Origin of the sequence: Aeromonas allosaccharophila, assembly GCF_016026615.1 — a bacterium.
Taxonomy (GTDB): Bacteria; Pseudomonadota; Gammaproteobacteria; order Enterobacterales; family Aeromonadaceae; genus Aeromonas; species Aeromonas allosaccharophila.
The window spans coordinates 3,105,024-3,117,437 of the sequence record NZ_CP065745.1 but is presented as its reverse complement, the minus strand read 5'-3'; the positions used below and the strand labels follow the sequence as shown (position 1 = coordinate 3,117,437).

Below are 12,414 nucleotides of genomic sequence, written 5' to 3'. Positions count from 1 at the left end.
CTATGCAACTTGAACACATACTGAGTCGGGACTGCACCAAGAGTGCAGTCCCTTGTACCAGCAAGAAACGCGCCCTCGAAATCATCAGCGAGCTGGCCGCCGAACGCCTTGGCACTTCCCGTCAGGCGCTGTTCGAATGTTTGCTGGCCCGCGAAAAAATGGGCAGTACCGGGATCGGTGCCGGTATTGCGATCCCCCACGGTCGTATTGACGATGAATTCCCGCCAACCGCGATCCTGATGACCTTTGCCGATCCTATTCCTTTCGACGCCATCGACAATCAACCGGTTGACCTGCTGTTTGCCTTGCTGGTGCCGGAAAGCGAGTGCAAGCAGCATCTCAAGACCCTTTCCCTGATGGCTTCCAAGCTCGGTGACAAGGCGGTCTGCCGCCAGTTGCGCCAGGCAACCAGCGATGAAGAGCTCTATCAGATCATGACCTCGGCCTGACAGCAGGCCAAGGATGAGACACCCGTTTTGGCGTGAGGGAACAAGATGCAGTTAATCGTGGTAAGTGGACGTTCGGGCTCCGGTAAAACGGTAGCCCTGCGAGTGCTGGAAGATCTGGGTTACTACTGTGTGGACAACCTGCCGGTCAATCTGCTGCCGCAGCTGATTGTCTCGGTCGAGAGCCAGTATGACAAACTGGCGGTCAGTATCGATGTGCGCAACCTGCCGAGCGAGCCGGAGAAACTGGAAAATCTGCTGGCCCAGGTGCGCAATGAAGGGCGGGTAAAGTTCTCCAGCTTCTTCTTCGATGCCGACAACGGCACTCTGCTGAAGCGTTATGGCGAGAGCCGCCGCTTGCACCCCCTGTCACGCAACAAGCTGTCGCTGGATGAGGCCATTCGGGAAGAGACCAACCTGCTTTCGCCCCTCTCTTCAACTGCGGATCTGCGTATCGACACCACCAACCTCAGCATTCACGACCTGAGCGAGCTCATCAAGACCCGGGTGCTCGGCAAGAAAGAGAACGAGCTGGTGCTGGTGTTCGAGTCGTTCGGGTTCAAGTACGGCATTCCCAAAGATGCCGACTTCGTGTTCGATGCCCGCTTCCTGCCCAATCCGCACTGGATCCCCGAGCTCAAGCCGTTTACCGGCAAGGATGAGCCGGTCGCCAACTACCTCTCGGCGCAGGCCGATGTGATGTTGTTTACCCAGCAGATCGAAAACATGCTGGTAACCTGGTTGCCCCATCTGGAGCGCAATAATCGCAGCTACCTCACGGTGGGCATCGGTTGCACCGGCGGTCAGCACCGTTCGGTCTTTATTGCAGAACGGTTGGCCAGCGCATTCCGCCTGCTTGGCAAAAATGTGCAGATCCGCCACCGCACTCTCGACAAAAGTGCCCCCCAATCCTGACGGACCAATAGGACGACCCGATGACTGTTTCCGCCTCGGTTGAAGTGAAAAACAAGCTGGGTATTCATGCCAGACCAGCCATGATGCTGTTCGAGCTGGTGCAGGGGTTCGATGCCCACGTACTGCTGCGCAATGAAGATGGTGTGGAGGCAGATGCTGACAGCATCATCGGCCTGCTGATGCTGGATTCCGCGCAAGGGCGGCAGGTGGAAGTACAGGTTGAGGGCCCCGAAGAGGTCGAGGCCCTGGCCGCCGTCGTGGAGCTGTTCACCTCCGGCTTCAACGAGGAGTAGTCACTCCTCGTTTTTATTCTGATCCGCAATGCAGTGATCGGCTGTGTAATGATTCAGGATTCGCAGTATGGCCGCAGGGGGTAGTCGACCTCATTGTTGCATCGATGAATCCCAGTCGCGGTCGATTATCTCGTCAGTAATATAATCTCCCTCATGACAAGCATGCCGCTCCACAGCCGGAGCTGCGCCTTAGCTGGCCATTCTCTGCTGATAGCGCAGATCTTCTTCTATGGTGACCACCACTTCCAGCGGCTTGCCGGAGCGGAATACCGAGATGGTGAGCTTGGTGCCGGGGCGGCTCTCGACAATCTTGTCCATGGCGCTGCGCACGCCACTGATGGCTTCTCCGTTGATCTTGAGTAGCACATCCCCCCGCTGCAGGCCGCCTTTGGCCGCAGGACCATTGGGATCCAGACTCTCCACCACCAGGCCACGCAGGTCGCCCAGGTTCATCATCCGCGCGACGATGGGATTGATCTCGACGCTGGAGACCCCGAGGTAGCCGCGGATCACCCGGCCGTTGGCGATCAGCTCATCCATGATCCGTTTTGCCAGCCGGTAGGGGATGGCGAAGCTGATGCCGTAGCTCTCCTGATTGCCGTTGAGGTGGTAGGTGGCGGTGTTGATGCCCACCAGATCGCCGCGGCCGTTGACCAGCGCACCACCCGAGTTCCCCTCGTTGATGGCGGCATCGGTCTGCAGCAGATCCTGACGGCCATTGCTGTCGGGCCCCATGCTGGAGAGGCCGGTACGGCCGGTCGCACTGATGATACCCTGGGTGATGGTCTGGCCGACGTTGTAGGGGTTGCCGATGGCGAGCACCACATCCCCCACTTCTGGCAGTCGCTCCGGATCCTGCGGGATCACCGGCAGGTTGTCTGACTCGATATAGAGTACGGCGAGGTCGGTGAGCTGATCGGTGCCGACCAGCTCGGCGCTGAATACCCGGCCATCCTGCAACGCGACGATGATCTGGTCGGCATCGGCGATGACGTGGTAGTTGGTCAGCACATAGCCGCGCTGGTTCATGATGACGCCGGAACCCAGCCCTTGCGGGCGTAGCTCCCCCTGATTGCCCTGATTGGGGGCAAAGCTGCGGGTGTAGATGTTGACGACGGCAGGGCCTGCCCGATGGGCGGCATAGGAGAAACTCAGTTCACGGGCATTGGTGATGATGCCGGGCAGTTGGGCACCACCGCGAAAATGGGGAAACAGCAGCAACAGCAGCGCCGCGACGGTCAAACCAAAACCGACAGACTTGCCCAAGTAACTGACTAAAGGGGGGATTTTCATGTCATTCTCATCCGTACAGGCTGCGCGCAGAGAATAACACTATCGGTGGATAAAAATCACCCGCGGTGAAGGCCGCGGGTGATAGAGGGATTGGCGAACAACCCGAGTGTTAGCGGATCACCAGATAGAGCGAGGAGTCGCCGCGCTGGATGTTGAGGGCCAGCACGTCAGGCTTGTTCTTGAGCGCCTTGGTCAGCTCGCCCAGGGTGTTGATGCGCAAGCGGTTGACCCCGATGATGATGTCACCCTTCTGCAGGCCGGAAGCGGCTGCCGGAGAGCGAGGATCAATGTCGGCCACCGCGACGCCGGAGACCGGGTCGGTAGTGGTGCTCAGCTTGGCTCCTTCCAATGCCGGATGCAGCGCGCTGGCGCGTACTTCGCTGTCATCGGCCTGCTTCAGGGTCACCTTGGCAGTTTGTGACTTGCCATCGCGGATCAGTCCCAACTCGACCTGCTTGCCAGCGCCCATAGTGGCGATCTTGGCGCGCAGCTCGCCGAAGGAGCGAACCGGTTTGCCATCGATGCTGACGATGATATCGCCCGCCTTGATGCCCGCCTTGTCGGCCGCCGAATCAGGCATGACCTGATTGACGAAGGCACCATCCTTCTTGTTGTAACCGAAGGTTTTGGCGATGTCGGAGGTGAGCTCGGTGCCGGTAATGCCCAACTGGCCGCGACGCACTTCACCATACTTGACGATCTGTTCAGTCAGATCCCGCACCATGTTGGAGGGGATGGCAAAGCCGATGCCGATGTTGCCGCCGTTCGGGCCCAGAATTGCGGTGTTGATACCGATCAGCTCGCCGCGCAGGTTGAGCAGGGCGCCGCCGGAGTTACCGGAGTTGATGGCTGCATCGGTCTGGATGAAGTTTTCCAGATTCTCGATGTTGAGGCCGCTACGACCGAGCGCGCTGACGATACCTGAGGTGACGGTCTGACCCAGACCAAACGGGTTGCCGATGGCCAGCGCGTAGTCACCCACCCGCAGCTCGTCGGAGTCGGCGAACTTGATCTGCACCAGATCCTCGGCCTTGATTTGCAGCAGGGCGATGTCGGACTGTTTGTCTTCACCGATCTTCTTGGCCGCATACTCACGGCCATCCTTCAGGTTGACCTTGATCTCGTCCGCCTCGTGCACCACGTGGGCGTTGGTGATCACGTAACCCTTCTTGGCATCGACGATGACACCGGAGCCGAGCGCCTGGAACGGCTGCTCGCTCACCTGTTCGTCGGGCATGTTGGGGCCGAAGAAGAACTTGAACTGTTCCGGCAGACGCTGACGGGTAATTTTTTTGCCAGAAACCGAGATATTGACCACAGCCGGGGTGACCTGTTCGAGAACGGGCGCCAGGCTTGGCATCTCCTGATTTGAGCCTAACAGGGAAGGCAGTGCAGCCTGAGCAGGGGCCGCAGACATGGCGATACCGACACTGAGGGCTAGCACACTGAGCATGGAAAGAGGTTTACGCATATGAAAAACAGCTCCCAGAAAAAGTTGCATTGCAATCGTCAAGGTCAGACCACGGGACTGGCCAATTAGTTCCGCGAGGAACTAGTTTGGTTGTTTGAGCAGTCCGGAAGAGGCGCCCGCATAGTCGCGAGGCGGAACGCCCGGCTCTTCTGCGACATTGGCTGGGGCTTCTTCTACCAATGACTCGCGGAACAGGGGCTCCTGCGCTTTGGCCAGGAATTTGCTCTGCTCGGCCATGTGGCGATAGAGGGTCTGATACTGCTCGGCCAGTTGTTCCATCAGGGCGGCACTGTCGGCGAAGTGGGTGTTGATCTGGCCCTGATAACTCTCGAGCTCCTTGTGGGCCTTTTTCAGTTCCTGTTCCAGACGGCCAGCATCGCGGCTACGTACCGAAAAACGGCCGAGAACGATACCGATAATCAAGGCCGCGACAGCCAGCAGGATCCCAGTTAACAGACTCATAGATGCTCCTTGTTACAGCTAAAACAGTATGGGTTTATGCGGTCGTCATAACCGCCATGCCTTGATGGCACTATACCGTGCGTCCTGAGGCCGTGATACCATTTTGTCCTCGATTCAGGGACTTGGAGAGGCGCTCAAGGATGACACCGCAGCAAAAATACCAGCAGGATCTGCTGCGCCCCGGCTTTGTGGCCGACCCCGCGCAGGGGATGGCCATCAGCAGGCTGGAGCGACTGTATCAGGATTTGCTACGGCGCCCGACTCCGACCAGATCTCGAGGGCTGCTGGGTTGGCTGCAAAAGCCCAAGCCGCCGGAGCCCGTCCTGGGTATCTATATGTGGGGCGGAGTGGGCCGAGGCAAGACCTGGCTGATGGATACTTTTTTTGACAGCCTGCCGGGGACGCGCAAGATGCGCAGCCACTTCCACCGCTTCATGCACCGCATTCATGATGAACTTCAGGGGCTGAGCGGGCAGTCCGATCCGCTCAAGCTGGTGGCCAGCAAGCTTGCCAGCGAGACAGACATCATCTGTTTCGACGAATTTTTTGTCTCAGACATCACCGACGCCATGCTGCTGGGCACACTGTTCCAGGAGTTGTTTGGTCACGGTGTCGTACTGGTTGCCACCTCAAATATTCCGCCGCAAGATCTTTATCGCAACGGGCTGCAGCGAGCCCGTTTTCTGCCAGCTATCGAGCTTATCGAGCGCCATTGCGAGGTACTTAACGTGGATGGCGGTATCGACTATCGCCTGCGTACGCTGGAACAAGCCGAGATTTATCACTGCCCGCTGGATTTGCAGGCAAAAGCCAATCTCGACCACTATTTTCAGCAATTAACCGGTGGTCACTCGGCTTGCGAAGGGACGTTCGAGGTCAATCATCGTCAGCTGACGTCACTGGGGATGGGGGAAGGGGTGCTCTATATGGAATTCGAGCAACTTTGCTGTACTCCTCGCTCCCAGAACGACTATATCGAACTGGCTAGGCTGTTCCATACCGTCTTGCTGGCCAATGTGCAGCCAATGGGCACAGGCACGGATGACGCGGCTCGCCGCTTCATCGCCATGGTCGATGAGTTCTACGAACGGCACGTCAAGCTCATCATGTCGGCGGCGGTTCCCGTGGCAGAACTCTACGGCGAAGGGCTGCTGAATTTCGAATTCAAACGCTGTCTTTCGCGGCTTCAGGAAATGCAATCGCACGAATACCTTGCCAGAGTGCACCTTCCTTAGTCACAATACCGCGCCTGCCAGTCGGATGGGCATCTGCGGCAGGTAGGGCCGGGCGACATTTGCTAGCTTCATGGCAGTGAAATTAGCAGGTGATATTTAAGGCAACTTCACTTATAATCGCCCGGCCCACGTTACAGCTGTCGATAAGACAGCAACACTTTAAGCTTTACTTGTATTCGAAGGGGTACAGGTAGGCCATCGTTTGTTGTTTGTGGGAGAGCCCCCATAAGCAATTGGGTCTGTAACAGGTAATTGGGTTTAACTTAATGAAAACTTTCGTTGCCAAGCCAGAAACCGTAAAACGTGACTGGTACATTGTGGACGCAGAAGGTAAAACTCTGGGTCGTATCGCAACCGAGATCGCTGCTCGTCTGCGTGGTAAGCACAAAGCTGAATACACTCCGCACGTTGACACCGGTGATTACATCATCGTTGTAAACGCTGAGAAGGTACACGTAACCGGTAAGAAATTTACCGACAAAATGTACCACGCTCACTCCGGTTTCCCGGGTGGTATCAAGTCAATCAGCTTCGACAAGCTGATTCAGCGTAAACCGGAAATGGTAATCGAAGCAGCCGTCAAAGGCATGCTGCCGAAAGGTCCTCTGGGCCGTGCCATGTTCCGTAAACTGAAAGTTTACGCAGGCGCCGAGCATGCTCATGCTGCTCAGCAACCTCAAGTACTGGATATCTAATCGGGAACTGGCAACATGGCAGAAAATCAATACTACGGTACCGGCCGTCGCAAAAGCTCCACTGCTCGCGTATTTATCAAAGCGGGTAGCGGCAAGATCGTAATCAACCAGCGCTCCCTGGAGCAGTACTTCGGCCGTCCGACTGCCCGCATGGTAGTTCGTCAGCCGCTGGAACTGGTTGAGATGACCGAGAAACTGGATCTGTACATCACCGTTAACGGTGGTGGCATCTCCGGTCAAGCTGGTGCGATCCGCCACGGTATCACTCGTGCTCTGATGCAGTACGACGAAACCCTGCGTTCCGAACTGCGTAAAGCTGGCTTTGTTACTCGCGATGCCCGTAAGGTTGAGCGTAAGAAAGTCGGTCTGCACAAAGCTCGTAAGCGTCCGCAGTACTCCAAGCGTTAATTCGCTTTTGGTACTCACTCTTTCGAGTGTCAAAAAAGCCTGGCAGCCGCCAGGCTTTTTTTATTGGTAATATTACCGACATCAATGCTAACCACGCGTCACAAAAGACAAAAAATTGTTTCTTTATTGTTTTCATTGCTCACCGCTCTTTCTTGTCAAGTTGTTATCTTTTCTTTAAAATTTCCCCTGTTTTCTGTGGCAATTGTAAATCCAGCTTCCGCCGCTGTTGTCACGGGAAAAATGGGGAACAGGGACACTATAAGAATGTGCGGAGTCCACATGGGAGAGTTTTTGGATGAGCAATGCGCCAGTTGATACCGGTCGCCGCAGATTTCTTACCTGGTCAACGGTTGCCGTTGGTGGGGTAGGAGCTGCGTTTACCGCAGTGCCGTTTATAAAGTCATGGAATCCGAGTGCCAAGGCCAAAGCAGCCGGGGCGCCGGTTGAAGTCGATATCAGCAAGTTGGAACCGGGTCAGCTCATCCGTGTCGAGTGGCGAGGCAAGCCTGTCTGGGTGGTGAAACGCACCAAACAGACGCTGGATGCCTTGGCTGCCCATGATGACAAGCTGCGGGATCCCTCATCTGAAGAGCCACAGCAGCCTGACTATGCCCATAACGGGTACAGATCGATCAAGCCCGAAATTTTTGTCGCGGTCGGTATTTGCACCCACTTGGGGTGTTCACCTTCCTATCTGCCTGACAGCTTTGGCGAGCAGGTGCAGGGCGTCACGTCCGGCTTCTTCTGCCCGTGTCATGGCTCCAAGTTCGACATGGCCGGCCGTGTGTTCCAGGGGGTGCCTGCACCGCTGAACCTGGTCATTCCGCCCTATCAATTCATTAATGACACCACCATTCAGGTCGGTGCCGATGGCAAGGAGGCCTGACCATGTTGAGTAAACTGATGGGCTGGATCGATTATCGATTCCCGCTCACGGCCATGTACAACGACCATATGGCCAAGTATCCGGCACCGAAGAACCTGAACTTCTGGTACTTCTTTGGCTCGCTGGCCATGCTGGTGCTGGTCAACCAGATCATCACCGGTATCTGGCTGACCATGAACTACAACCCCTCCGCGGAAGGTGCGTTTGCCTCCGTGGAGTACATCATGCGTGATGTGGAGTACGGCTGGCTGCTGCGTTACATGCACTCAACCGGCGCGTCTGCATTCTTCATCGTGGTCTACATGCACATGTTCCGCGGCATGATCTATGGCTCTTACCAGAAGCCGCGTGAACTGCTGTGGATCTTCGGCATGCTGATCTTCCTGGTACTGATGGCGGAAGCCTTTATGGGCTACTTGCTGCCCTGGGGCCAGATGTCATTCTGGGGTGCCCAGGTCATCATCTCGCTGTTTGGCGCCATTCCGGTCATCGGTGACGATCTGACCCTGTGGATCCGCGGTGACTACGTCATCTCCGGCGCGACCCTGAACCGCTTCTTCGCGCTGCACGTCATCGCGTTGCCGCTGGTGTTGGTGATGCTGGTTGCCATGCACATTCTGGCGCTGCATGAGGTAGGGTCCAACAACCCGGATGGTATCGACATCAAGAAGCACAAGGACGAAAACGGCTGGCCGCTGGATGCGGTGGCGTTCCACCCTTACTTCACCGTCAAGGATATGATCGGTGTGGCAGGCTTTCTGTTCTTCTTCTGCGCCATCATCTTCTTCAAGCCGGATATGTGGGGTTACTTCCTCGAGAAGCCGAACTTTGAAGTGGCCAACGGGCTTAAGACCCCGGCGCATATTGCGCCTGTGTGGTACTTCACGCCGTTCTACGCCATTTTGCGGGCGGTGCCGGACAAGCTGCTTGGCGTCATCATGATGGGCCTCTCCATTGTGGTGCTGTTCCTGCTGCCGTGGCTGGATCGCTGCAAAGTGCGCTCGGTGCGCTATCGCAGCAAGCTGCACAAACTGAACATTGCCCAGTTTGTGGTGTGCTTCGTGATTCTGGGGATCCTCGGGGTGCTGCCGTCGACGCCGACTCTGACGCTGATTGCCCAAATTTGTACCTTGGGTTATTTCGGGTTCTTCGTCCTGCTGTTCTTCTATAGCAAGAACGAAAGCACCAAGCCGCTGCCGGAGAGGGTGACATTTAAATGAAAAGAATAATATTTGCAGTGCTGACCCTGCTGCCTTCACTGGTGTTTGCCAATACCGGGGCCGTGCATCTGGACAAGGCCAACTATGACCTGAGCGACAAGGCTTCTCTGCAGCGTGGCGCCGCCACCTTCATGAACTACTGCTTTGGTTGCCACAGCACCCAGTACCAGCGTTACAACCGGGTGGCAGAGGATCTGGGGATCCCGGCCGATCTGATGGCTGACAATCTGATCGTCAATGGCGCCAAGATTGGTGACCTGATGGAAAACTCGGTCTCGGAGAAGGACGCCGCCAAGTGGTTTGGTGCGCCGCCTCCCGATCTGACGCTGGTTGCCCGGGTGCGTGGTGCAGACTGGATCTACACCTATCTGCGCTCCTTCTATGTGGATGAAACCCGTCCGTTCGGGGTGAACAACGCCGTATTCCCGTCCGTGGGCATGCCCCATGTACTGGAGCCGTTGCAGGGAACCCCGCGCGCCGAGTTTGCCACTCACACGGTCGATGGCGTGGAAACCCATCAGGTTGTCAGCATCAAATCTGACGGCAATGGTGAAATGAATAACGAAGAGTATGATCAGACGGTGCTGGATCTGGTAAACTTCTTGGTCTACTCGGCTGAACCGGTACAACAGGAGCGTGAACGTATGGGCTTCTGGGTGCTTGGCTTCATCGTGATCTTCTTCATCTTCACTGTGCTGTTGAAGAAGGAATTCTGGCGCGACGTTCACTAAGCGACCAGATACGGGTAATATAATGCACGGCAATGAAGACCAAGATGCTTCATTGCCGTTTCTGCTTTTTTATGACGGGAGGGTTCAATGGCTGTAGCTGCCAATAAGCGTTCGGTAATGACGCTGTTTTCCGGTGCCAACGATATGTTCAGCCATCAGGTGCGTATTGTCCTGGCGGAGAAGGGTGTTAGCGTGGATATCTGCCAGGTTGACCCAGCCAATCTGCCGGATGAGCTGGCCGAGCTGAACCCGTACAACTCTGTACCGACCCTGGTGGATCGTGAGCTGGCACTCTATACCTCACGCATCATCATGGAGTATCTGGACGAGCGCTTCCCGCATCCGCCCCTGATGCCTGTTTACCCGGTTGCTCGTGGTAACAGCCGTCTGATGATGCACCGCATCGAGCTGGACTGGTACTCCCTGGCCGACAAGATCATGGCCGGTACCGATGCTGAAGCGGCACGCAACGAACTGCGTGACAACCTGCTGGCCATCGCGCCGATCTTCGGTGAAATGCCCTATTTCATGAGCGAAGAGTTCGGTCTGGTGGATTGCTACATGGCACCGCTGCTGTGGCGTCTGCCGAGCCTTGGCATCGACCTGACCGGTCGTGGCGCCAAAGAGCTGAAGGCCTACATGGTTCGTCTGTTCGAGCGTGAATCCTTCCAGGCCTCTCTGACCGAAGCCGAGCGCGAGATCCGTTCTGGCGTATGAGCATGGAACCGACAATGACACCGAGCCGCCCGTACCTGTTACGGGCGTTCTTTGACTGGTTGCTGGACAATGACCTGACCCCCCATCTGGTGGTCAACGTCAACATTCCTCATGTGATGGTGCCGATGCAGTTTGCCCAGGATGGTCAGATTGTATTGAACATTGCGCCCCGTGCCGTGATGCAATTTCATATGGATAATGAGGCCATCAGCTTCAGCGCCCGCTTTGGCGGGGTATCCCAGCAGGTCTATATCCCGATGGCGGCCGTGCTGGCTATCCATGCCCGGGAGAACGGCGTGGGCACCATGTTCCCGCCCGAGCCGGGTTATGACATCTGGCTGGAACAGGCCGAAGCGCCGGTGGAGCCTGAGCCGGAACCGCCGCGCCCCAGCGGTCGTCCGACCCTGAAAGTGATCAAATAAAAAACGCAGCCGATTGGCTGCGTTTTTTTATGCCGCGTGGTTTTAGTTCTGGGCGAACTCGAAGGCCTTGATCACGCGCTTCACGCCCTCAACGTGGCGGGCAATCTGTACTGCCTGTTCCCCCTCCTGACGCGTCACCAGCCCAATCAGGAACACCTCGCTATTCTCGGTGACCACCTTGACCTTGGTGCTGTCGAAGTTCTTGGTACCGAACATGTCGGCCTTCACCTTGGAGGTGATCCAGGAATCATTGCTGCGAGTGGTGAAGCTGGCGGGCTGGCCAAGGCGCAACTCGTTGTAGACGTGGCGGACCCCTTCGATGCGACTGACAATTTTGCCCGCCTCAATCTTGTAAACGTCAGAAGGTGTCTGGCCGACCAGCAACACGCGGCCATTGTTGCTATAGACGCTGATCTTGCTGGCTGCGCTGAGCGGTTTGTTGTCGGCCAGCAGATTGGCCGCTTTCAGCTCGATGGTCTGGTCATCCCACTGCGCGCCCAGTGTTCGGCGATCGCCAGAGGCCTTGGCAGTCCCTGCGGCGCCGCCAACAACCACGGCTGCGCAGCCTTGCAGCAGCAGGCTGCTCACCAGCAGACCGAGCAGGATAGTGTGCTTTTTCATGGTTTCAATCTTCCTGTTGCGGGAAAAGTGTCTGGTCGATGAGATCACACAGGCAGTGCAGGGTCAACAGGTTCACTTCCAGAATGCGAGGCCGACGGGCGGATGGCACGCGGATCTCCACATCATTCGGACCGAGCAGACCTGCCATTTCGCCACCGTCACCCCCGCTCAGCACCACTATGGTCATGTCGCGGGAGAGGGCGGCCTCGGCAGCCTTGATCAGGCTGCGGCTGTGGCCGGAGGTGGTGATGACCACCAGAATGTCGCCGGGTTGGCCTAGCGCGCGGATCTGCTTGGCGTAGACCTCTTCAAAACCGTGATCGGTGGCGATGGCGCTGATGGTCGCCATGTCGGGCGTCAGGGCCATGCCGGGCAGGGAGGGGCGCTGGGTCTCGTAGCAGTTGACCAGCTCGGAGATGAACAGTTGCGCCAGTGCGGCAGAAGGACCGTTACCGCATGCCAGCACCTTGTGGCCATTGAGCAGGCAGATGGTGATCATCTGGGCTGCAGTATGGATGGCATCCGGCAGCGCCTCGGCGGCGGCTATCTTGGTCTGGATGCTTTCGGTGTAGTTCTCTTTGATGCGGTCAGTCATAGGG

At 57.0% G+C, this 12,414-nt stretch carries 16 protein-coding genes; 11 read left to right on the top strand and 5 right to left on the bottom strand.

Going from position 1 to position 12,414, the window contains the following annotated elements:
• Positions 1-2 precede the first annotated feature (2 nt).
• From ptsN to npr, 3 genes are read left to right on the top strand one after another with little or no spacing between them, the layout of a single operon-like run.
• The gene (gene ptsN / locus I6G90_RS14160) at positions 3-449 is read left to right on the top strand and encodes a PTS IIA-like nitrogen regulatory protein PtsN (RefSeq protein ID WP_042061522.1); all 447 of its coding nucleotides are present in this window, start codon (positions 3-5) and stop codon (positions 447-449) included.
• Between the two features lie 45 nt (positions 450-494).
• A complete protein-coding gene (gene rapZ, locus I6G90_RS14155; protein ID WP_197928014.1) occupies positions 495-1,361 on the top strand; it encodes an RNase adapter RapZ in 867 nt (288 codons plus the stop codon).
• A 20-nt stretch (positions 1,362-1,381) separates the two neighbouring features.
• The gene (gene npr, locus I6G90_RS14150; RefSeq protein WP_005336318.1) at positions 1,382-1,654 is read left to right on the top strand and encodes a PTS phosphocarrier protein NPr; all 273 of its coding nucleotides are present in this window, start codon (positions 1,382-1,384) and stop codon (positions 1,652-1,654) included.
• Positions 1,655-1,843: 189 nt separating this feature from the next.
• Here the strand turns inward: npr and degS are convergent, their stop codons facing one another.
• The 3 genes from degS to I6G90_RS14135 all read right to left on the bottom strand — a co-directional run bounded on the left by degS (position 1,844) and on the right by I6G90_RS14135 (position 4,880).
• On the bottom strand, positions 1,844-2,947 hold the full coding sequence (gene degS / locus I6G90_RS14145) for an outer membrane-stress sensor serine endopeptidase DegS (RefSeq protein WP_197928012.1): 1,104 nt from the start codon (positions 2,945-2,947) through the stop codon (positions 1,844-1,846).
• 109 nt (positions 2,948-3,056) lie between these two features.
• Complete coding sequence (locus I6G90_RS14140; RefSeq protein ID WP_005336295.1) at positions 3,057-4,418, bottom strand: Do family serine endopeptidase; 1,362 nt, start codon at positions 4,416-4,418, stop codon at positions 3,057-3,059.
• A gap of 81 nt (positions 4,419-4,499) precedes the next feature.
• Positions 4,500-4,880, bottom strand: a complete 381-nt coding sequence (locus I6G90_RS14135; protein WP_005356646.1) for a YhcB family protein — start codon at positions 4,878-4,880, stop codon at positions 4,500-4,502.
• A 140-nt stretch (positions 4,881-5,020) separates the two neighbouring features.
• Between I6G90_RS14135 and zapE the strand changes: the two genes are divergently transcribed.
• The 8 genes from zapE (at position 5,021) to I6G90_RS14095 (ending at position 11,194) form a co-directional block, all read left to right on the top strand.
• Complete coding sequence (gene zapE, locus I6G90_RS14130; RefSeq protein WP_197928010.1) at positions 5,021-6,115, top strand: cell division protein ZapE; 1,095 nt, start codon at positions 5,021-5,023, stop codon at positions 6,113-6,115.
• Positions 6,116-6,381: 266 nt separating this feature from the next.
• On the top strand, positions 6,382-6,810 hold the full coding sequence (gene rplM / locus I6G90_RS14125; RefSeq protein ID WP_005336289.1) for a 50S ribosomal protein L13: 429 nt from the start codon (positions 6,382-6,384) through the stop codon (positions 6,808-6,810).
• Positions 6,811-6,825: 15 nt separating this feature from the next.
• Positions 6,826-7,218 carry a 30S ribosomal protein S9 gene (gene rpsI, locus I6G90_RS14120; RefSeq protein WP_005336286.1) on the top strand — a complete coding sequence of 131 codons (393 nt, stop codon included), beginning with the start codon at positions 6,826-6,828 and terminating at the stop codon, positions 7,216-7,218.
• Positions 7,219-7,513: 295 nt separating this feature from the next.
• Positions 7,514-8,104 (top strand): ubiquinol-cytochrome c reductase iron-sulfur subunit, encoded by a 591-nt coding sequence (gene petA, locus I6G90_RS14115; RefSeq protein WP_005336284.1) that lies wholly within the window; start codon positions 7,514-7,516, stop codon positions 8,102-8,104.
• A 2-nt stretch (positions 8,105-8,106) separates the two neighbouring features.
• On the top strand, positions 8,107-9,324 hold the full coding sequence (locus I6G90_RS14110) for a cytochrome b (RefSeq protein WP_019444835.1): 1,218 nt from the start codon (positions 8,107-8,109) through the stop codon (positions 9,322-9,324).
• Complete coding sequence (locus tag I6G90_RS14105; RefSeq protein WP_042655665.1) at positions 9,321-10,055, top strand: cytochrome c1; 735 nt, start codon at positions 9,321-9,323, stop codon at positions 10,053-10,055. The genes I6G90_RS14110 and I6G90_RS14105 overlap by 4 nt, the downstream gene beginning before the upstream one ends.
• A gap of 87 nt (positions 10,056-10,142) precedes the next feature.
• The gene (gene sspA / locus I6G90_RS14100) at positions 10,143-10,772 is read left to right on the top strand and encodes a stringent starvation protein SspA (protein ID WP_042012397.1); all 630 of its coding nucleotides are present in this window, start codon (positions 10,143-10,145) and stop codon (positions 10,770-10,772) included.
• Positions 10,769-11,194 (top strand): ClpXP protease specificity-enhancing factor, encoded by a 426-nt coding sequence (locus I6G90_RS14095; protein ID WP_005336278.1) that lies wholly within the window; start codon positions 10,769-10,771, stop codon positions 11,192-11,194. The genes sspA and I6G90_RS14095 overlap by 4 nt, the downstream gene beginning before the upstream one ends.
• A gap of 42 nt (positions 11,195-11,236) precedes the next feature.
• On the opposite strand, the gene dolP is transcribed toward I6G90_RS14095, so the two are convergent.
• On the bottom strand, positions 11,237-11,815 hold the full coding sequence (gene dolP, locus I6G90_RS14090) for a division/outer membrane stress-associated lipid-binding lipoprotein (RefSeq protein WP_042655666.1): 579 nt from the start codon (positions 11,813-11,815) through the stop codon (positions 11,237-11,239).
• A gap of 4 nt (positions 11,816-11,819) precedes the next feature.
• Complete coding sequence (locus I6G90_RS14085; RefSeq protein ID WP_005336275.1) at positions 11,820-12,410, bottom strand: D-sedoheptulose-7-phosphate isomerase; 591 nt, start codon at positions 12,408-12,410, stop codon at positions 11,820-11,822.
• Positions 12,411-12,414 lie beyond the last annotated feature (4 nt).